Source organism: Armatimonadota bacterium (assembly GCA_013314775.1).
GTDB lineage: Bacteria > Armatimonadota > Zipacnadia > Zipacnadales > JABUFB01 > JABUFB01.
The window spans coordinates 97,898-117,899 of sequence record JABUFB010000002.1; the positions used below are offsets into that span (position 1 = coordinate 97,898).

The following is a 20,002-nucleotide window of genomic DNA, read 5'->3' on the forward strand; positions in this document are numbered from 1 at the left end:
CTATCGCCCAGCGAGGACCTTCAGGATCGCCTCGCGCCGGTCCAGCAGCGTCTCCGGCAGGCGGTCGAAGTACTGTGGGTGCACGAACACCCCGGGTACGGGGTCCAGCAGCCTCTCCAACTCCTCAGCCCGTTCTCCCGAGATCCTCCCGCGCGCGATGGCGTCCTTCGCTGCCTGCATCAGCGCCAGATCTTCCAACCCGTCACGCACCAGTTTCAGCCGCAGGGAGGGGATCGTCGGCCCCCCGTCAGGGCCGGGGTAGACGATCCAGCCGTTCCCGTTGTGCACTCCGGCGTACGGGTAGGGCGAGAGCTTGTCGCTGAGCTCCAGCGTTTCCCAGAAGTCGTCACCGAAGGTGTATGCATCGCCGGACCACAGGAAGACCGCCTTCGCGCCGAGCGCCTGGGAGACCCACAGGGCCAGCCGCTGCTCCAGCGCCGGGTTGTCGATCTGCATGTTCGGCGCATCCACGAGCGGCGCCCGCATCTGCCAGCGCACGGGCAGGTGGCAGTAGTAGTGCCACAGTTGCGGCTGTTTCAGACTTGCATGGCGCTTTAGGTCATATCCGCTGGCGGAGATGTCGGTCATCCACGCGTCCACGCCCTCCGCCATGTTCTCGTGCCAGTCGGACGCAACGTACACTCCGATGCCCGGGAACTTCTCCCGCATCTTCCGGGCGAAGGGGACATTCTGCTCGCGCCACGTCCTCTCGTCCGGCTCATCGAAACTGTAGACCCAGGTGTTTTCGAGCCAGCCCTTCTCCTTGAGGTGCGCGTACAGGCTCTCGAACTTCGCATCATCGCCGCGCGGCGAATCGACCTCAAACATCCACTGGCCTCGTTCGGCGAGGAAGGTGCGGAGGTCGTCAAATGCTGAAGGATTCGCCGGATCCCAGGCACCTTTGAGGGCGTCCACGGGTACCACATGGTGGTCCAGGACCAGCCCGCAGTGCTGCCGGAATTGCTCGGGCGTCATCTTCCCGCGTCGGAACCACGCGACAAACGGGTACGCCTTGGGCTCCAGACTAAGGCCGGGGACCACCTGGATCGGGACCACGGCACGAGCGGTCTCATTGCCCGAGGTCAGGCTGACGCGGCACTCGATCCTGCCGCCGGGATGGTCGGCCGGGAGCGCGACGTCCACCCAGAAGGCGCCACAGTCGAGGCCCTCCAGTGGCAAAGTGTCTTCGCCCTCGAGCAGCGGGTCGGGCCAGCGCTCCGGGCTGTAACGGGGATATGCGGCAGCGTCGGATGTCTTCACGAACACCTGCCGGTATACCGTCACCCTGGCGCCGGGCGCATCCACCTGCACCCGGTACTGGGCTCGCGGCGCGCCCATGCGGGGGAGCGCAACCACCTGGAAGCCCTGCGTCTCCCCCGCGGCTGCCCAGCGCTCGCGTGCCACCAGCTCGCGCTCCGCGCCGGCAACCGTGGTCTCTCCGCGGAACCAGTACTTCACAGGCCAGATCTTCACGAGGTCATGGGTGATTCCCAGCAGGAAGGGAGCGTTCGGCTTCTCGGCGAAGTGGGCCTGGAAGCGGGCGAGCTGGTCGCTGAAGGCCAGGCCCCACGGGTCAACAGTATCCAGCAGCGCCTTTTCGGCCTCGGGCACATCAGGCGGGGCAGCCTCGGACAGGATCGCCAGAGGCAGAATCAGCGCAAGCACCAGCATAAAGACAAGGGACTCCATGTGCATGACCTCCCGTGTGGTTCCGGCGCGCCCACCTGTCGCGTCGCGGTCCCACGGACATTGCGGGGAGGTTCGGCGCGGCGGGGACGCAGTCCTCTTTGGAGGACCAGGGAGTGTTCACCATCACCAGTTTCCTCGACCTTGCCAGAGCACGGCGGAGTGTCCGGACATACCTTCCCGATGCAGTGCCTGAGGATCTCCTGCTTGAGCTTGTCGAGGCCGCACGCTGGGCTCCCAGCGCCGTGAACACCCAGCCGTGGGAGTTCATCATTGTCACGGACCCCTCGGTGAAGGATGCGGTCGGCGACAATGCGCGCTACTTCGGCCTGGGCTGGCCTCATATTCACGAGGCCCCGGCGCTCATCATGGTCTGCGCCCGGAGAGTCACGCCTTTCACGCGTGACGACTGCATCTTCGCGGGTGCCAACATCATGCTGGCCGCCGCGGACCGTGGCCTGGGGACATGCTGGATCGGGGGCTTCGACGAGAGGAAGATGCGGGAACTGCTGTCGATCCCGTCAGACTGGATTCTGCCGGGCTTCTGCACCGTCGGGTACCCGGCAGGGGAAACACAAGCGCCGCCCAAGCGCGCCCTGGACAGCATGGTTCACCATGACACCTTCAAGGGCGCCGGTCTGCGCCTGCCTCACCTGCTGGGGCCGCTGGAAGTGCTCGGCCGGCTTTTTCGCCTGCAGTGCCGCGGGGGAAGGCGCGACTGACCGCCCGGCTACTGGGTGTCCTTGGTCTCCTGAGTGAGCGCGGGCCACTGCTTCTGGTCGCCCGTGTAGCCGCAGTCGCCGGGTTCCAGCAGTCGCTGGCGAATCTCCTCCTGCGACGTGTCCAGGATCTCCCCGTCCACACTGATGATCCGCGGCGTGACGAAGATCACCAGTTCGCTCTCAACGCTGCTGGTTGTCCGGCCCTCGAACAGCGCGCCCAGTATGGGGATGTCGCTGAGGATCGGGATTCTGCGGCGGGTGGTCTCCTGCTGGGTCTGGCGCAGGCCGCCGATGACGATGGTCTCGCCATCGCGCGTGCGGACCGTGCTGGTGGCCTCGCGGGTGCTGAGAAGAGGCAGGCCGGTAGCCGGGTCCACCTCGCTGATGTTGCTGACCGTCACGCGGACGTACGTGGTTATCTCGCCGTTGCCGCCGGTCCAGGGGCGGACCTCCAGGTTCACGCCGACCGGTACAGGATCGATGCGCTCCTGGGTGGTGCCGCTGGACTGGTACTGCACGAGGATGAACCGGTCCTGGCCGATGAAGATCTCCGCGGGCTTCCCGTTGACCGCGGCCACGCGCGGGTTCGACTGGATCCGCGCCTTGCCCTCGGTCTGTAGAGCGATCAGGGTCCCCGTGAGCTTGGCGGTGTTCGCGATCACGCCGCCGGTGAGGCCACCCGCGACGGTATCCTCGTACTGCAGAACTCCGGTGGCGCTGCTCACCCCGAGCCGCTCGTGGTGGCTGGTGTAGAGCGCGGTGATATCCCGCTCGTAGTCTCCGGTTCCCGTGAGCTCGACAGCCACCACCTCCACCATGATGAGCGGCGGCGGGAGATCGACACTCTTGAGGTCGCTGCCGATCTTGGCCAGCATCTGGTCGGGCGCGGTGGCGACCACGGCGTTCTGTTCCTCGTTGGACTGCACGTATTTGACAAGGAAGGAGGGCAGCAGCTCCTTGGCGTCCTCTGCGCGCAGATAACGCACGGGGAAAGATGCGGTCCCGCTGCGGTTGTAAGTGGTCAGGTCTCGCGGGACGCCCTCGCTGAGCATGGTCACATCGCCTTTCGAGGAGAGCGCCAGACCATAGCCGGCCGCGATGGCGCGTATTGCGTCCAGCGGCGCCATGCGGGTGAGGTTCGCATTGACCTTGTGGGTCACAGCATCATCAACGGTGATGTTCAGCCCGGCCTGCCTGGCGATCTCAGCGACCACCCGGTGAATGTCGGCTCTCAGAGCCCGCACCGTGACCAGATCGTCGTGCACATCTACGGACAGGATCGCGTCGTCCTCGTCCTTACCGTTCTCCTTGCTCTTGGCGTCTCCACTGTCCGATCGCAGTGGTGCGTCAACCGTGAGCACGAATGTGCGCTCGTCCGTGCTGCTGCGGCCTTTGAAGTTGCTGCGCTCGGAGAGTGTGACCTCCATGACCACGCCGATCCCCTGCGGAGCATCCTGGGGCGTGTAGAACATGACGGTGCCCACAGGGGGCGTGTCCACATCCAGGTAATGCTGGTCCAGCTTGAGACGCGCATTCCTGAAGGTGACGCTGATCAGGTCCCGCTTGCCCTCATCATCGCCCCAGGTCCAGTCCCACCGCAGAATGCCGTCGGACTTCACCTCGATCTGCACCGCGTTGGAGACCGCGTTGCAGTTGACCTCGGTGATGTAGCAGTACGATTCTGCCAGCGCTCCGCCTGGGACGAAGAGTCCCGCCAGCAGCATGGCGAGGCCGAGTATGGCCTTGGTCTTTGGCATGATCTCGTCTCCGAAAGCCGGGGAGTTGGCCCCGGGTTGAAGTCAGGGCTTCACTGCAACGGTCTCCGCCCCGACGCAGAGCAGAATCTCCTCATCTGTCGTGGCTTGGGTCTCAAAGCGCAATGGCCCGCCGATGGTGATACCATCCTTCAGTGACGGAAAGCCCAGTCGCTGAATGAATCTGTCCCGGGTTCGCAGACCGCCGAACACGATGCAGTCCTGATCGGTAATGCGCAGGTTTCCCTGGGCCTGCTGGCGCGAGACCACGGGCAGGCCGTCATCAGTCTTGCCCACGATGAGGTCCGAAGCCACGGTGAAAGGCACTGTGATGATGCGGCCATCCCCCGACCATGGACTGGAGATCAGGCGTACACCGACATCCACACGCTGGAGCTCGGGTTCCACGCCGTACCACGTGGGCCTCATGAACTGGTAGAACTGCTGCTTGCCGATGAACACCCTGGCCTGCTCGCCGTTGAGCACCGTAATCTCAGGCTCAACCCGGACCTCAGCGACGCCCGCTCTCTGGAGGCGCTGCAGCTCGAGTTTCATGCGGCGCAGAGACTGATCAACGACGCCGACTTGTATGGCGCCCTCGACCGGCTCGAGCCCGACTGAAGTTGTCCCTCGCTCGAAAAGCGCAGCCAGGCTTTTCCAAGCCGATTCCGGGTGGCGCAGTTGCGCCACCAGCACCTTGACTTTCATCTGGTATGATACGCGGTCCAGTTCCACCAGATCGCGCTCTACCTTGTCCAGAAACTTTGGCGGTCCGTAGGCGATCACCGCATTGCCCTCGGTGTCCGCCTTCAGATACCGTAGAACAAAGCCTGGCAGGCAGCGTAACGCCTCGTCAACGGGCATGTTGTGCAGGAGAATGCGTCGCCCGCTGCCGGCCCAGTAAGAGCCCACGTTGTCCGAGGCGCCGGTGGTGATATAGTAGCCGCGTTCGCTGTTGGTCAGTTCCAGGCAGGCCGTGTCGCACAATGCCTGAATTATCTCGCGTGCGCCCATGGCCGGCAGGTTGGCGGTGATGCGGCGATCCACCCCCGGGTCCAGGGTCACCGAAGTACCTGCGGCGTCGGCCAACTTGTTGATGACATCAGCGAAGGGCGCTCGAACCGCATGCAGCCGCCAGCCTTCGCCGGCCTCGTAGATGCGCAGCGTGTACGGCAGCGCCGTTGCCTTGGCCTCAGTGGCCGTCTCGTCCCTGTGCTCCTCGGTGTGGACGGTCAGAATGAGCTCCTGCTTGTTGTCCGACAGGAGCATGTCCACCCCGATGCCTCCCATCCACCAGCCCCAGTCGCGCACTGCATCCGTCCGGCGCTGGAACTTCCCAATGCGTCCCGGTTCGTACAGCACCAGGCTGACGGCCAGACCCACGCCTTCGCTCGCGTTCGTGGGAACCGACAGAGTCACATGACTCACGGGATAGCGGTCCACGTCCACGTAATGTCCGATACCCGAGCGGGCGTTGAGCAGGGCGATATTGAAGCGCTTGAGCCAGGCCAGGTCCCACTGGTCGTCGCGGACTTCCCAGAACTGGCCGGGAGTGACATCGCACTGAAGCGTTCCGTCCGCCTTGATGAACACGCGCACCGCGTTTGAGAGTTGCTCCACCCGCGCCTCGGTGATGGTCACGGCATTCGACGATCCGGACCAGTTCTGGGCGATAGCGGCGGAGCTCGCGGTGAGCACCGAGAGGAAGCACACAGCCGCACGCATCCCGAGGGTGTCTCGCGCCGCAGCCGCAGCATGACCTGCTCGCCGACCGAAAGACTTCATGCGTCTCAACGTTCTCCGTTGGGCTTCTCCGGCTCGAGGAAGCGCTCCCGCAGTCGCTCCTCCTCGTCGGCGGGGAGGTGGCCTGCGTCGTCCAGAATGCGCGCGGTGATGAAAACCGCCAGCTCCACATTGGTGTGCTCAATGCGGTGCGACTTGAACAACTCACCCAACAGGGGGATCTCGCTGATGATCGGGATCCGGCTGTTCTTGCGGCGGCTCTCCATCTGTCGCAGGCCGCCGATAACCACGGTCTGGCCATCACGTACGCGGACGGTTGTGGATGCCGTGCGCTTGGTCTTATTGGGCAGGCCGGTGGTGGCGTCCGGAGCGCTGAGGGTGCTTATCTCCTGTTCGAGGTACAGGATGATCTCGCCCATGCCGCCTGTGAGTGGCCGCATGCGAAGGCGCACGCCGGCGTCGATAGAGTTGCTCTGGCCCTCGCCGGGCAGTCGCACGGGCTTGCTGAGGAACCGCTCCTGACCGATGAAAATGCTGGCGAACAGGCCGCTGACCGTGGCCACCTTGGGGTTCGCGCGCACCCGGGCCCGGTTCTTGCTTATAAGCGCCTTCAGGTTAGCGTAAAAGTCCTGGGTCAGCTCGGTCACGGCGGTCAAAACGCTCTGGCCGGTCACCGAGTCCGTGGTCAGCCCGAAATTGGCGTTCTTGTACCGCAGCGCCGAGGCGAAGGCGTCCGTGTCAAAGTCGGTATACTCGACCACCAACACATCCAGCATGATCTGTGCAGCCGGGATGTCAAATTGGTTCACGTCGGCGCGGAACTTGTCCAGAACCGCGCGCGGCCCGGAAAGCACGACCGCGTTCTGGTCCGTGTTGACCTTGACTTCGCTCTGCAGGAACTGGGGCAGGAGGGATCGGGCGCGGGCAGGCTGCACGTATTTGGTGGTGACGGCCTCAATCTCACCCAGGAGATACGAGGAGGGCTTCTTCGGCACGCCCTCGCTGACCACGTAGATGCTGCCGACTTCCGAGAAGCTCAGCCCGTAGGCATCCACCAGAAGCTCGATGACTTCGCGGGGCTGCTTGTTGACGATGTTGATGGTGACCTGTCCGGAGACGGTGTCGTCCACGATGAGAGGAGTGCCGGTGGACGCGGCGAGGCGGGAGAAGACATCGTGAACGTCTCCGTTCACCGCGAAAACGCTGACGCCCTCGGGCGTGACCCGCACATCCACTTCCGACTTCGCGGCCTTCGAAGAGGATGAACCGGATGACCCGTCGCCCTGAGGTCGTCCCGGTGGCCTGCCTCCCTCGGCGGCAGGGGCCAGATGCGCGATGAGTGTCAACAGTACTATGGTGGAAGTAACCAGGGGAGTGCTGGCACGACTCGAACCGCACAGCATGTTGCTGCGGCCTCCTGAGCCTGGCGATTCACCGCTTCCCGCAACGGGTCGCGTCATCGAGGCGTACGTTCTTCAGTCTTCCCCCGTGCCCCGAGAATACCTTGGCGAGCGGGGGCTGTCAGCATGGAGCCGATTCAGTGGCCGAGGTCGGAGCAGCTGTGCACGGACCAGGCCCGCGCCCAGGTCAGACGGCGCGTTCGCGGAACTCGAGGGTCGAAACGCCAAGTTCGATGCGGTCGCCGTCGCGGAGAAGCGCGGTCTGCGTTGACCTGCCATTCACCCGCGTTGGCAGGATCGCCCTCAGCCTGTGACGTGTGCCCTGCCGCTCGATAAAGCAGTGCTCCAGCCCCACCTGTTTGTCCCGGGTCAGTGGTACCTGCGCCTGAGGTGAGCGACCGACTGTTGCCGGGAATCTATAGAGTATAAACTGTTTACCTCTTAAAGGTCCAGCATGAATGCAAACCCACACCTGCTTCGCCGTCTGCTCCACCAGCCCCACGCCAAGACCGGAGCAGATTCCCACGAGCATGATGCTGATGAGCCGGGACGGGCCGCCACCCATTCCAGCAACGTCGGCGAAGATCCAGGCCACGGCATCGAACAGGAGGCCACCGGTGAATCCGCCTGCGAGTCCGCCCAACAGGCCATTGACAATCCGCGCGGGCGCGCGCTCCGCGATCCCCGGGCCGATGCCCACGGACGAACCGATCAGCGCCCATCCCAGAGCCCGGGCGAGGACGCTTCCCCCGGCACCCCAGAGCCCTGAAGTCTCTGCGGGCAGGATGAGGGTGAACAATGCTTGCCCCAGCGCACCTCCTGCGGCGCCACCCAGTGCTCCGGTGATGAGGCCCGCCAGCCCGGCTCTGGCTGCCCGCGGCCAGATTCCGGCAACGAGCCACTCTGCCGAAGACACGAAAATGCCGACGGACCCTCCCACGACCGCGCCGAAACGGCCCATCTCCAGCAGCAGTTCACCCATTCCGCGCGAGCCGCCGGCAACCTCCACGGCGCGCGCTCCGGATTCCTGCGCGAGCCACCCCAGAAAACCGCCGATGGCTCCCGCGAGAAGCATCTGAAGCGGGAGCGACCGGATCAGCAGGCTGCCCTGATGAATGCTCTTTGATGGCAAGACGCCGCCACTCGCCTCGGGTTCCAGCGGAGGTAACGGCTCCTCCAACTCCTCCTCCAGGGTCACGTCGAGCACCGACTCGGGCAGGTCATCCGTCTCCGCGAGTTCCACCTCCAGCACGTCGTCTGCTGTCTCATCGGTCTCGGCCCGGCCTGGCTCTGTCTCTTTCGTCATGCCGACACCTCACCTGGTGCGCGCGGCGAAACGCCCGAGAATGGCCCCGAGACCGGCGCCATCCCCGGGTGCGTCACCGTAAAGGTAGAAACCTTGGGTGAGTTCGAGGCAATCGCCGTGCCAGGCAAAGATTCCCCATTCGCGTCGCGGCAGGTCGAGTACCACAGCGATGTCCGACGGTCGGGAGAAGAAGGCGCGGTGGATGAGCAGGTCGGGCTCGGAGAGAAAGACGCGCATCCCCGGGTGGGTGTGGTACCAGCCCGCGACCTGCTCGTTGGGGTACAGCGCCTCGCGCTGGTCCAGCATCCTCAGCCACGCCTCCCGGGTGAATGTCAACCGGTCGGCTTCTCGGGGCGCATCACCCACCGCAATAGCGTCCACGATGCGCAGATATTGCCCTGCCTCGTCGCTGCAGGGGCTGCCCACCAGGATCCCGCCGGTCTCCATGGGCTCGTGAGTCTCCGCGTCGCTGAACATCGCCTCCACCGCACGGACATGCAGGAAGACGGGCGAGTTCGCGTCCTGGGGATTGCCCACCGCCTGGGCCGCGCAGCGACAGGGGTCCGGGCGCGGGCACCGGAGCATCTCAGGGCCCTCGACCTCACCCAGTTCAATGATCAGATCGCCAGGAGGGTCACAAGTGGTCAAGCAGTGGACACCCTCTCGCCCGGATTACCATGCGGGGGAACTCGGGCCCTGGTTCGCGGCGACGAAAAACACCACCCAGACGATGGGCGCGATCACCCCGACGATCATCGCCCAGACCGCGCGCACTCGGGCAGTGCTGGTGGAGATAATGCGGTCGCTGGAGGCCATGTAGCTCTGCAGGCCCAGGAAGAAGCCGATCACGGCGAAAATGGGGCAGCAGGTGCACAGGCCGGCCAGCGAGAGAACGAGGGCGGTGGTGGCCCGGTTCTCAGTCTCCGCGCGGGCCACGCGGATTGCCGGCGTGGGCCCGGGCGGCAACTCCGGCGGCCGCGGAGGCATGTACGGCGATGGAGGCGGGCCCAGGGGAGGGGTTGGCTGCGCTGCCGCTGCTCGGGCTCCGGGAGCATACGAGCATCCCAGTGTGGTGCAGCCTCCGTTCTCGCGCCAGCAGTCCACGTGGTGAACCGTCCGACATTCCGGACAGACCAGCACCTCGTCCCCGCTGGCGATGGGGAACTGGTCGTACGGGCACGTTCGGCCCACCAGTTCGTTGGCCGCGAGGGTGGACGGTGGCTCATCGGTCAGTGGCCCTGGAGCAGGCTCCCGCGCGCTGCTGGCAGCGTAGACTTCCTGCCCGCAGTGGGGGCAGAAGATGGTCTCGCGTGTGATGGGGTGCCGGCAGTACGGACAACGCATGCAGGGCTCTCACCCGGGGGACAGGCTTGGCTGAAGTGCACGTGCAGATGTTCGGTGTCAGTTCAGGTCGATATCAATCTCAACATGCCCGGGACGCGGCGGTATCCTCCGCGAGGACGGTCGCTGCGGCGCGGACTGCGCATCTACGAAGTCGATCTCGACATCGGGCTGGTACAGGTCCACGTCCCCGATCGGGAACAGCTTCTCGTTCTGCTCCGCCCAGCGCGCGGCCACCGGGTCCAGGGGGCTGCGCGTGTTGTAGTTCTGGTACTGCAGCATCTGCCCGATCTGGATGATAATATCGACGATGGTCTCGCCCGCTGCCCAGTCGTCGCCGATGCAGACCCAGGATGGATCGATGTTCGGATGGAAGACTTCCGTCTCCATTACACACTTGGGCTTCTCTCGCGGGTAGTTCTGGTGTAGATAAATGATCAGGCTGTGCTCGTGGACCTTAACCGGGCGATTCCGGGCACGATCCAGCCGAAGCCCCGGTACATGATAGACGACCCTGTACTTCTCCGGCGGGTCGCCCTCCAGCGCGTACACCTCAATGTGCGGGTGTCCGGTGAACTCGTCCTTGATCTTCTGCTGGTCAGCATACAGCCTGCGCAGCCTTGCGCTCATGTCGCTCGCTCTCTTGCATCAGTCAAGTTGTTCGCGTCGGCGCCTCGGTGCTAACGTCTGAAAAGCCGTGAGAGCAGCCCCTGGGGCTGCTTCTGGTTGGCCATGCGGTAGTCCAGCATGCTGCGGTACTTCTCTGCAGTCTCTTTCCGGAGAGAGAAGATCCAGAAGCCCGGTGCGGGGCGCACCGCCCGCCGCTCTCCCACGAGTTGCCAAGTGAACACGCCCACGTCATGCCTGCGGGGGTCGATCACCAGCGCGACATGCCCCTCGCCATCGAAGAAGTGGTCCTGGATGAACAGGTCCTGGTCCGACATAAACACACCGAAACCCGGGTGGCTGTGGTACCATCCGACCACCGATCCGCCCGGCAGTTCACTCTCCACGCGCTGGTGGATGACGCCCCAGTTCTCCGGCGAGAAGGTTACGTGCGCCACGCCGCCGCGAGCATCGGGGGCATCCATCGCTGCACGGACTTCGGTCACCCGCTGCTGCTTGGTCGTGTAGAAGCTGCCCACCAGCACGCCGCCCACTTCGCGCTTCGGCTGGGCGCGCACATGGTCGACGATTCGCTCCAGCGCGTCCGTGTGAATGTAGACCCGCGGGGTGCCTTTGGGCTTGCCGCAGGGAATGACCGCGAGGCTTTCGTCATGGTGCGGGTCGAGACCCTCACCCAGCGGCTCCTCCCACACCCCCGTGGTTTCGATGCCCAGATCGTCAAGTTCGTCTTCGGGGTTCTGGCCGTCCCCGTGGACACGCTCCTCCTTCACCGCACAGACCCTCCATCCTCCGCCAAGCGTGGGACAAGGATCACCATTCCGGGCTCCAGGTCAGATGGCGCAATGTTGTTGAACCGGGCAATTATACGCCATTTCTCCCCATCTCCGTACTTCACCTGCGCGATCCGCCACAGGCTGTCGCCGGGGAGAACCGTGTACTCCTCGGGCATTTCGTCAGCCGGGACTGGCGATGGTTTCGCAGGCGCCGTCTCCAGGGCACTTGCCTTCCCCAGTTGCGTCACCTTGCGGTCGAGTGCGTCGATCTTCGCTTCAATCGCCGCCAGTCTCTGCCCCCGCTGGGTGCCCGCGGGTTGTTGTAGGGGGCGACTTGTTGGCGGTCGGGCGATCCAGCCGGCGATAAGGATCGCGGCGAGAAGCGTCGCCCAATGCCACCAGGAGACGCCCCGAGGTTTTCCCGGGTCCGGCGCCGCGACTTCGTAGGGCCGCGCAGAAGTGGGTGCCGGTGCAGCCGCGCCCACGACCTCGGCCCCATAGGGGCCCCGGATGTCCCCGCCCTCCCACACGAAAAACCCCCATTGCCCGGTGCGCGGGTCCAGCACCTGCGCCACCTGCCAGGGCTCGTTGAAGAAGTTGCGGTGGATGAACAGGTCGTGTTCGGATAGGAACAGGCCGAAACCCGGGTGGGTGTGATACCAGCCCACGATGCGCATGTCCGGGTGCTCTCGGTCCCGGACCGCGTTCACCTGTTCCCAGGTGTCGTGGGTGAAGGTTACGTGGGCGCGCGCGGCCTGGGTGTGCAGAGCAGGAATCGCCGCTTGCACCAGCACCAGAGTGCCTTCGGCAGAGGACGATGCCTGCCCGAGAAGCACGCCGCCCAGTTCAGTGTTGGTGTCCTGTGCGCTGTGGTCGAGGACCGCTTCCAGCGCCTCCCGCCGGATCAGCACAACCGGTCCGCTCGATGCCGGTCGCGAAGTCAAGGGTCCCAGTTCCAGGTCCAGATCGTCGAAGTCGGACATGATCACGGCTCCCGGTGAAGTTCGGGTCTCTGGCTGGGCGTGACTGCGGCTCCGGCTCTTACTTCACCGCGCCGGCGGTGAGCCCTTTGATGATGTGCTTCTGGAAAGCGAAGTACAGGATCAGCACCGGCACAACGGCCATGAACACTCCCGCCATCACCACGCCCCAGTCTGTCGCATGTTCGCCCTGGAAACTCATAAGACCGACGGTCAGGGTCTTCTGTCGGTCATCATTGATGAAGACCATCGCCAGCACAAGTTCGTTCCAGATCCACGAAGCCTGGAATATCGCCGCCGTAGCCACCGCAGGGCGCGCAACCGGTAGAAAGACTTTGCGCAGGATGGTGAGGTGCCCGCAGCCGTCGATCACCGCCGCGTCGCTCAGTTCGTTCGGTATGCCGATGAAGTACGCCCGCAGCAACAACACCGTGAGCGGCAGCCCGAAAGCCACATACGGCCCGAGTACTGCAATCCAGTCGCCAAAACGTTCCGCGAACCAGGCCACGTGCACGGACCCTCGCGCCGCATTCTGCAGGAGCAGGGAGCCCGGATTGAAGTGGTACAAGGGAACCAGCACCGCGTGTACCGGGATCAGCAGGCCGCTGAGAATGAACCCCAGGAGCACTGCCGATCCGGGAAATCGCAGCCTTGCGAAAGCATACGCCGCAGGAGCCGACAGGACAAGGATGATTGCTACCGCGAGGACCGTGACGATCAGGCTGTTGAGCAGGTACAGCCCCATATTTCCCTGCCATGCCGCTACGAAATTGCTCCACTGAGGGTGCGTCGGCCAGGCCCACGGGTGAAGGCGAATGTCGGACTGGGTCTTGAAGGCGCTCATCATCGACCAGACCACAGGGGCCACGAAAGCCAGGGCGATCAGGGCCATCAGCGCATTCACAGACCAGGAGGAGACCCGGCGGCTCAAAGCTCGCCCACCTCCTCCTTGCCCGACACACGAACATAGACCACGGTGGCGATGAGGGTGAGGACCAGCATGACCGTGGCAATCGCCGCCGCGTAGCCCATGCGGTCGTCGCTGAACCCGCAGGTGTACATGTAGGTCGCCAGAACCTCGCTGGCATGGTTCGGGCCGCCCTGGGTCATCACCCAGTTCAGGTCGAAGATCTTCACGGAGCCCACAGTGATCAGCAGGGCGTCCATGGCGATGACCCGGCGCATCAGGGGCAGGGTTATCCTGCAGAACGCATCCCAGTGTCCCGCGCCGTCGATTTTCGCCGCCTCGTACAGCTCATCGGGGATCGCCTGCAGGCCGGCGAGAAGGACCATCATGTGAAAGCCCACGTAGCGCCAACAAGAGACGAAAATGATGGAATAGATCGCGAGCCAGGGCGGGTCGCTGAGCCACCCGCGGCCTTGGAAGGAGGGGTCAATGTGGGTCAGGATGGCATTCAGAGCGCCGAAGCCCGGATTGTAGATCATCGTCCAGACCAGACCCACAGCCACCACCGGAACCACGAAAGGTCCGAAGACAAGAGTACGCAGGAAGCGATGGACGGGGCTGGCCGAGCCGATGAGCACCGCCAGCAGCAGGGCAACTGGAAGCTGCCCGATGATGGACAGCACCACGAAGAGCAGGTTGTTTTTCAGGGACAGCAGGAAATAGGGGTCTTGGAGCAGGTTGCGATAGTTGTCCAGGCCCACGTACACTCGGGCGGGATTGACGGTGCTCCACGAGTAGGCGCTGAGCACGCAGGTGTGCACGATCGGATACAGCACGTAGATCGCGAAGAAGAGGATTGCCGGGGCGATGAGCAGGTAGGGCGTGAGTTTGCGCTGGCGCATGGGTTCGGAAAGGTCTCCGGACCCCAGTTTCGCCTCAGTCCGGCAGGGACCTCCTATGTTCCCACGCCGCCGATCCGCCGGGGCGCCTGCAGATATTCCTCGCGCGCCGTCTCATCCATGCCCGCCAGTCCGAGACGCTCTACTGTGCGGCGGCCATCCTTCAGGTAGTTGCGCCCGGTCACCGTGCCCGCAAGGGTGGCCAGCGATCGGGAGACAGGAGTAGGCACCCCCAGCAGCTTTCCCAGCGAGACGTAGGTCACCAGGCCAAGACCACAGTCCTCGTGGAGGTAGCGGTGCTCCATGCCCGGCGGCGAAGCCAGGTCCCCGAAGACGGGGCTCCCTGCATAGCACTCCAGGTAATCTTCGGACTGCGAATACCCCTGCTCTAAGCACATGCGCGGTTCGCTGAGGAGGTCATACCCCAGTGCCTTGCCGAGGGCCATTCGCTCCCGGTCCACACTCTCGATGATCCGCGCCACAGCGGGGGTCACGCCCTCGCGATAGAACCTGTGATCCGCGCCGCGCTGCTCGATGATCGCTGCGTTCGCGAGCATGATCGCCGGGTGGATCACCGGGTTCCCGTTGCACAGAGCGACTTCCAGCACATCCCTCTTGGCTCTCAGACCGGGGAAGATGGGCTGGAGTGCCCGGTGCAGGTCGGCAGTGGCCACGCCGGGCAGCGCGGCGAAGGCGACATGGTTCACCCGCAGGCCGATCTGCACCTCACGCGGGCCGCGGGCCCGGCAGCAGTGGGTGAGGGTCCCGGTCTCGCACAGGAGGAGGTATTTGTCAATACGGTGTTCGCTGAAGATTCGACGCAGTTCCAGCGCCCCGCCGGTGGAGCCGGGATTGAGCACGAGAATGGCCCCGTCGCGGATAATCGGCGCGAGCTCCGTTGCAAGGCGCGCGTGGGCAAGGCCTTGCAGGCAGGCGATGATCACCTCGGCGTCCTCGATGGCCTCCGCGAGGTCAGTGGTTACCAGCGACAGTCGAGCCTCACCCTCGATCACCCCGGCAGCCCTGATGACCGGCGTTTCCAGAAGTTCAGCGATGTTGGCGCGGTACTCGGCCCATTCGAACAGGCGCACATTGAGGCCCTGAAGCGCGAGATCGGCAGCCACGGCCTTGCCGCCGTTCCCAGCGCCGAGAACGGCGACGTTCTGGATCAGCCGGAAGTCCTCAAAGCGTTCGACGGTGATGTCCACGGCATATCCTCATTCAGCTCTGGTTCAAGTCGCAGCGTCCTTGGCGGCAACGCAGGAAAGTGATTTCGTCCGCAGGGCTTGCCGCTCCTTCACAGCGATGGGGGGCAGGGATCACTCATCTATGGGAGCCGTCAGCCGCACAGCGAGCCTGCCCTGGGACAGTCCGCTGATGCCCCGGAACTTGGGCAAACCCGCCACGGCCAACTCCAGCTCATCCCGCGGGCCGCAGTTGAGAGGGATGAGGTCGCCGGGCTTCAACTGCGCCAACGCGGAAAGGGAAGTCTTGGCCCGGCCGAGCACTGCCGTTACCTGGACGGTGCAGTGGCTGACCTGGCTGGCTCCGGCCTTACGGTGGAGGTCGGCGGTTTCGGTCCTCGAAGGATTGTATCCCGACTGCTTCAGCAGCGCCTGTAGCACCGCTGATGGCACCGCGACCCGCATAAGTCCCTGCACGGACGCCACCTCACACTCCAGGTTCACCGCCACCACTGCTTCCTGAAGCAAGCCGCTGCCGAAGCGCCCCGTGGTCTGGCGGATCTCCAGTACATGGGGGGCCAGGGCCCCCAGGGCAGGCCAGGCGTCGGTCCAGGTGAACATGAACTCCTCAACGACCTGCATGGCCAGCGCCCGTTCGAGGATGGTCAATTCGTGTTCCTGCGGCGGGCTGCTGGAACCATCGCCGCCGAGCATCGCGTCCATGAAGGCGAACATGGGCAATGCGTCCACCTGCCAGATGAGCGGGGCACTGTTGGTTGCGAACTGGCAGACGGCCATGATCGGCATCTCGGGCAGGGAGTCCAGGTACTCGTTGTAGGTCATGGGCCGCAGGTTGCCCACGCTGACGCGTGCGGGCAGTCCGGTGGTCTCGGGGATGTGCCGGTGCAGCGCCCGACACAGGTCTTGGCAATGATCTTGCAGATCCCGGAGCTGGTCCGCGGAGAATCTGTGGGCCTGCCGGAAGTCGTAAGGCGTGGCGCGCACTGCATCGGACAGTCGGATGTTCATAATCTACTCCACATACTCGATGTCGCCCGCGTCCAGGGTGATTTCGCCGGCCGACTCCAGTGCCCGGGCGATCTGGACGATCTCCTGCTGCGCTCGTTCCGCTTCCGTGGCCGGTACCGCGCCCAGGAGGTCCATCTCTTCCTCCAGTACGCTGCGGGCACGCTGGGACAAATTGTTGAACACGACCTCCCGCAGGGACCCCGGAACGCCCTTCAAGGCCAGGGCGAGGTCGTTCGTTGATGTGTTCCGCAGCACCACCTGGAGGCTGGGGGTGGGCATGCGCAGCAGGTCCGTGAACTTGAAGATCATCCGCTCAATGGAGACGCCGATTTCCTCGGAACGCTCCTTCACCGCATTGAGCACGTCCTGGGCCATCTTCCGGTTCAGCTGCTGGACCACCTCGGCCACAAACTGCAGGTTCGCGACGGCGGTATCCGAGCCGCCTGCCGAGCCCCGGAGAAGCGAGCCCGCCACGCGCGCGAAGGCCTTGAGCGCCCCCGGCGAAGCGGGATGAGGATTGGACATGCGGAAGGTCACCTCGCGCCGGGTCTCGTCGGGCATGATTGCCAGGAGCTTCGCGCAGTTGGAGGCCGACAGGTGCCGGGCCACGAGCGCGATGGCCTGGGGTGTCTCGTCGCTAATGGCGCGCCAGACCAGGTTCGGGTCGGCCTTGTCCAGGAGGGCGAGCTTCTCCAGGGAGCTTTCCGCATCCTGGTCTGCGAGCGCGCCGAGCCCGCTGCGGATGCCCAGGACCTGTTCCTTGAGCCTTGCGGCCAGGGAATCGGCGCTGCTGGCACCGTCCAGGCGATCGATGAACTCTCGCGCAACGACGGCCCGTTCATCGCCGTCAAGGGTGCCGAGCTTGCCCAGGGCCCGGATCAAGCGGTGCGCCGTAAGTGGGTCCACGCGCCTGCAGATATCGGTGGCCAACTCGGGGCCCATCATCGAGATGACGATGGCGGCCTTCCGTAAGTCCGGCGACATGGGGTCGTGGCCGCCGACCGTTTGCTCCTGTACGGCGCTTTCCGGCGCTTGCACTGCAAGGTCTGTCATGGGCTCCTCCGGCCGCTGTTCCTGGGTTCTCGTGGCTGGGCATCGGCTCGCTGCGGTGAGCCTTGAGCTGTGGCGCGCCACCAGTTGCCAACTCCGGGGTAACCGGCCCGTTACAAGCGATCGCTCAAGTTCAGTCCCTGCAAGCCGTTGTTCAGAGCAATGCAGTCCACCGCCTCACCCCAGGAGACAGACGCCAATGATTTCCGCATCCAGCACGCGGCCCGTTGATAATGTCCTGCAGCGCATTCCCCCTTTCCCGACAGCTCTTGTTTCAATCCTGCACAGCTGCTCGGCCAGCGATCCCAGCGTCGCCGACATCGCCCAGGCGGTGTCCATGGAGGAAGTCCTTGCAGCGAAGGTGGTGCGAGCGGCGAACGCGGCCGCGCTCGCACCGGTGCACCCCGTGGACAATGTCGCTGATGCCGTCTCTCGCCTGGGTGCTTCGGCCATTCGCGGCATGGCTTCGGCTTACTTCCTGGGCAATGTGTTCTCGGGGGCGTTCTCTCAGTCCGGCCTGGACCGGGAGGCCCTTTGGCGGCACAACCTGGCAGTGGCCGCCGCAAGCGCCGGCGCTGCAGGACCGGGCACAGAGCGTGCCAACGCCTACTTCGCGGGCCTCATGCATGATGTTGGGAAGATGATCCTCGCTTCGGAGATCGGCCAGGTCTACTCCGACTGCATCGCCGAGTCCCTCGCCACAGGGAAGGACCTGTACCTGGTTGAGCGTTCCCGTCTGGGCACCGACCACGCGGAAATCGGCGCGGATGCCGCGGAGCAATGGCATTTCGCGCCAGATCTCGTGGAGGCGATCCGCCGGCATCATCAGATCCTGGGTGCCGGCCTCCTGCAGCCCCTGGCATCTCACGTGCTTGTGGGGAACCAGGTGGCCAATGACATGGGTATCGCGCTCATCACCCAGGCACACGCGGATGCCACCATGACGCTCACCACGATGACCACGAGCATTGGCGCGGGGATCATGTCTCGGGCGCGATGGGCGCTGACCAACGAGATGCCGCGAATCGAGGCGATGCTGGGATCAATAGTCTGACCGTCAGGCCCGGTTTGTGTGGAAAAAATGTGAATTAGATGGTGAAAAATCTAAAGAACTGCGTCCTTCTGCCGATAGTATCGTCGATAGCGGCTGTCGACCCCTCGGAGAGAAGTTGGGGTGAGAGCCGCAGCACCACTATCGGCGCAAGGGCAGCCTGGAGTACAGCCGACGCATCGCCGGGTGCACGGTGCGGAGAGCTGCCAGGCGGCGCCGGCCAGGCCTTGACAGGGGGACGCTTCTCATGGCCTACGCCACACGAGCACTTGTCGTGGAAGATGACGACGCTTTGAGGGAATTGACGGCTGAGGTTCTGTCGCGCGACGGATGGGAAGTGGATGGCGCGGCGACGGGTGCAGACGCATACAAGCAGGTGATCGAAACCGACTACAACCTATTGGTGTTGGACCAGCGGCTGCCCGATGCTGACGGGGTGGAGTTGCTGCAGAAACTGCGGGCCGACGGTTACGATGGCCCGGCGGTCATTGTCACGGGATTCCCCACCCTGGAGCGCGCAACCGCCGCTCTGGGTATGGCGGCGACGGACTACCTCGGCAAGCCGCTGGAACCCCGGCAGTTGGTCCTTATCGGCCGCAGAGCCCGGGAGGGGCAGTCCGGCCAGCAGTGGAAATTCCTATGGAAATCCATCGAGAAACGCCACGGATTCCGCCACGTCGTCAGCTGCAATCAGGAAGCCCGGCGCTGTTACATTCATGCCGCCCGGGTAGCCGACAGCACGACCCCCGTCCTGATCGAGGGAGAAACGGGCACGGGCAAGGAGTACCTCGCCCGGGCGATCCACTATATGAGCCCCCGGGCAGAAGCGCCCTTCGTGGCTCTCAACTGCGGCGCGGTGCCCGATACTCTCCTGGAGAGCGAACTGTTCGGCCACGAAAAGGGCGCTTTCACCTCGGCTACCAGCGCGAAGGCCGGCATCTGCGAGATGGCGCACCGGGGGACGCTTTTTCTCGACGAAGTGGGTGAACTCAGCCCGGCTGCGCAGGTGAAACTCCTGCGATTCCTGCAAGAGCGCAGCTTCACCCGCCTGGGTGGCCTGAAGAGTGTGGACGTGGACGTGCGCGTCATCGCCGCCACCAACCGCGACCTGCTGGATGCCGTGGCGCGCGGCCAATTCCGGGAAGACCTCTATTACCGCCTCGCCGTGATGCCCCTGTACCTGCCGCCCTTGCGCGAACGGCCCGAAGACGTGGCACTGTTCGCGAAGCACTTCCTGCGGGATATCCGGAAAGAGCTTGGCCGCGGACCGGCCGAGTTCTCCGACGAAGCCATCCGGATACTCCAGGGCCACCCGTGGTCCGGAAACCTGCGGGAACTGCACAACGTCGTCCAGCGCAGCGCTCTGCTGGCGCCCGGAGAGATCTTGGGGGCTTCGGACGTGTTCCTCGGCGGAGCCTCTCGCGCAGTGTCGGGGAATCCGCGCCAGGCCACGCTGCCCTTCGGGGACGAGCGGATGACCCGCCCGGGCGGCATCATCCGCTCCGGTGGGAGCGAATACTTCGCCCTGGGTCGCGAAGCGGCCTCATAAT

General features: G+C 64.6%; 18 protein-coding genes. 3 read left to right on the forward strand and 15 right to left on the reverse strand.

The features are described 5' to 3' along the window. Positions 1-1,689, reverse strand: a complete 1,689-nt coding sequence (locus HPY44_01800; protein ID NSW54722.1) for a DUF4091 domain-containing protein — start codon at positions 1,687-1,689, stop codon at positions 1-3. A 113-nt stretch (positions 1,690-1,802) separates the two neighbouring features. Between HPY44_01800 and HPY44_01805 the strand changes: the two genes are divergently transcribed. After that, the gene (locus HPY44_01805; GenBank protein ID NSW54723.1) at positions 1,803-2,408 is read left to right on the forward strand and encodes a nitroreductase family protein; all 606 of its coding nucleotides are present in this window, start codon (positions 1,803-1,805) and stop codon (positions 2,406-2,408) included. A gap of 8 nt (positions 2,409-2,416) precedes the next feature. Here HPY44_01805 and HPY44_01810 read toward each other — a convergent pair whose 3' ends face one another. From HPY44_01810 to HPY44_01875, 14 genes are all read right to left on the reverse strand, one after another. Further along, complete coding sequence (locus tag HPY44_01810; GenBank protein ID NSW54724.1) at positions 2,417-4,165, reverse strand: hypothetical protein; 1,749 nt, start codon at positions 4,163-4,165, stop codon at positions 2,417-2,419. Between the two features lie 42 nt (positions 4,166-4,207). Continuing rightward, on the reverse strand, positions 4,208-5,947 hold the full coding sequence (locus HPY44_01815; protein NSW54725.1) for a hypothetical protein: 1,740 nt from the start codon (positions 5,945-5,947) through the stop codon (positions 4,208-4,210). Positions 5,948-5,952: 5 nt separating this feature from the next. Continuing rightward, entirely contained in the window at positions 5,953-7,308 is a 1,356-nt protein-coding gene (locus tag HPY44_01820) for a hypothetical protein (GenBank protein NSW54726.1), read from the reverse strand. A gap of 184 nt (positions 7,309-7,492) precedes the next feature. Beyond that, positions 7,493-8,611, reverse strand: coding sequence for an FHA domain-containing protein (locus tag HPY44_01825; protein NSW54727.1), 1,119 nt, complete (start codon positions 8,609-8,611; stop codon positions 7,493-7,495). A 9-nt stretch (positions 8,612-8,620) separates the two neighbouring features. Continuing rightward, positions 8,621-9,259: a Mov34/MPN/PAD-1 family protein gene (locus HPY44_01830; GenBank protein ID NSW54728.1), complete on the reverse strand. Its 639-nt coding sequence runs from the start codon at positions 9,257-9,259 to the stop codon at positions 8,621-8,623. 24 nt (positions 9,260-9,283) lie between these two features. Continuing rightward, the gene (locus HPY44_01835; GenBank protein NSW54729.1) at positions 9,284-9,955 is read right to left on the reverse strand and encodes a hypothetical protein; all 672 of its coding nucleotides are present in this window, start codon (positions 9,953-9,955) and stop codon (positions 9,284-9,286) included. Between the two features lie 57 nt (positions 9,956-10,012). Further along, positions 10,013-10,582 (reverse strand): hypothetical protein, encoded by a 570-nt coding sequence (locus HPY44_01840; protein NSW54730.1) that lies wholly within the window; start codon positions 10,580-10,582, stop codon positions 10,013-10,015. A 50-nt stretch (positions 10,583-10,632) separates the two neighbouring features. Next, positions 10,633-11,349: a Mov34/MPN/PAD-1 family protein gene (locus tag HPY44_01845; GenBank protein ID NSW54731.1), complete on the reverse strand. Its 717-nt coding sequence runs from the start codon at positions 11,347-11,349 to the stop codon at positions 10,633-10,635. Next, the gene (locus HPY44_01850) at positions 11,346-12,335 is read right to left on the reverse strand and encodes a LysM peptidoglycan-binding domain-containing protein (protein NSW54732.1); all 990 of its coding nucleotides are present in this window, start codon (positions 12,333-12,335) and stop codon (positions 11,346-11,348) included. The genes HPY44_01845 and HPY44_01850 overlap by 4 nt, the downstream gene beginning before the upstream one ends. 58 nt (positions 12,336-12,393) lie before the next feature. After that, a complete protein-coding gene (locus HPY44_01855) occupies positions 12,394-13,263 on the reverse strand; it encodes a carbohydrate ABC transporter permease (protein ID NSW54733.1) in 870 nt (289 codons plus the stop codon). Then, a complete protein-coding gene (locus tag HPY44_01860; GenBank protein ID NSW54734.1) occupies positions 13,260-14,141 on the reverse strand; it encodes a sugar ABC transporter permease in 882 nt (293 codons plus the stop codon). The genes HPY44_01855 and HPY44_01860 overlap by 4 nt, the downstream gene beginning before the upstream one ends. A gap of 53 nt (positions 14,142-14,194) precedes the next feature. After that, a complete protein-coding gene (locus HPY44_01865) occupies positions 14,195-15,346 on the reverse strand; it encodes an NAD/NADP octopine/nopaline dehydrogenase family protein (GenBank protein ID NSW54735.1) in 1,152 nt (383 codons plus the stop codon). A 111-nt stretch (positions 15,347-15,457) separates the two neighbouring features. Further along, positions 15,458-16,351 (reverse strand): FliM/FliN family flagellar motor switch protein, encoded by an 894-nt coding sequence (locus tag HPY44_01870; protein NSW54736.1) that lies wholly within the window; start codon positions 16,349-16,351, stop codon positions 15,458-15,460. 3 nt (positions 16,352-16,354) lie between these two features. Continuing rightward, complete coding sequence (locus HPY44_01875; protein ID NSW54737.1) at positions 16,355-17,404, reverse strand: hypothetical protein; 1,050 nt, start codon at positions 17,402-17,404, stop codon at positions 16,355-16,357. Between the two features lie 196 nt (positions 17,405-17,600). On the opposite strand from HPY44_01875, the gene HPY44_01880 reads away from it, so the two are divergent. Together HPY44_01880 and HPY44_01885 are read left to right on the forward strand one after the other, a co-directional pair. Beyond that, positions 17,601-18,455 (forward strand): HDOD domain-containing protein, encoded by an 855-nt coding sequence (locus HPY44_01880; GenBank protein NSW54738.1) that lies wholly within the window; start codon positions 17,601-17,603, stop codon positions 18,453-18,455. 244 nt (positions 18,456-18,699) lie between these two features. After that, a complete protein-coding gene (locus tag HPY44_01885; protein NSW54739.1) occupies positions 18,700-20,001 on the forward strand; it encodes a sigma-54-dependent Fis family transcriptional regulator in 1,302 nt (433 codons plus the stop codon). The last annotated feature ends 1 nt before the right edge of the window (position 20,002 follow it).

Bases quoted from the DNA above. Each gene is read 5' to 3' on its own strand.
- HPY44_01800 (NSW54722.1), bottom strand. From the start codon at position 1,689: ATGGAGTCCCTTGTCTTTATGCTGGTGCTTGCGCTGATTCTGCCTCTG.
- HPY44_01810 (NSW54724.1), bottom strand. From the start codon at position 4,165: ATGCCAAAGACCAAGGCCATACTCGGCCTCGCCATGCTGCTGGCGGGA.
- HPY44_01815 (NSW54725.1), bottom strand. From the start codon at position 5,947: ATGAAGTCTTTCGGTCGGCGAGCAGGTCATGCTGCGGCTGCGGCGCGA.
- HPY44_01820 (NSW54726.1), bottom strand. From the start codon at position 7,308: ATGCTGTGCGGTTCGAGTCGTGCCAGCACTCCCCTGGTTACTTCCACC.
- HPY44_01825 (NSW54727.1), bottom strand. From the start codon at position 8,611: ATGACGAAAGAGACAGAGCCAGGCCGGGCCGAGACCGATGAGACAGCA.
- HPY44_01835 (NSW54729.1), bottom strand. From the start codon at position 9,955: ATGCGTTGTCCGTACTGCCGGCACCCCATCACACGCGAGACCATCTTC.
- HPY44_01840 (NSW54730.1), bottom strand. From the start codon at position 10,582: ATGAGCGCAAGGCTGCGCAGGCTGTATGCTGACCAGCAGAAGATCAAG.
- HPY44_01850 (NSW54732.1), bottom strand. From the start codon at position 12,335: ATGTCCGACTTCGACGATCTGGACCTGGAACTGGGACCCTTGACTTCG.
- HPY44_01860 (NSW54734.1), bottom strand. From the start codon at position 14,141: ATGCGCCAGCGCAAACTCACGCCCTACCTGCTCATCGCCCCGGCAATC.
- HPY44_01870 (NSW54736.1), bottom strand. From the start codon at position 16,351: ATGAACATCCGACTGTCCGATGCAGTGCGCGCCACGCCTTACGACTTC.
- HPY44_01875 (NSW54737.1), bottom strand. From the start codon at position 17,404: ATGACAGACCTTGCAGTGCAAGCGCCGGAAAGCGCCGTACAGGAGCAA.
- HPY44_01880 (NSW54738.1), top strand. From the start codon at position 17,601: ATGATTTCCGCATCCAGCACGCGGCCCGTTGATAATGTCCTGCAGCGC.
- HPY44_01885 (NSW54739.1), top strand. From the start codon at position 18,700: ATGGCCTACGCCACACGAGCACTTGTCGTGGAAGATGACGACGCTTTG.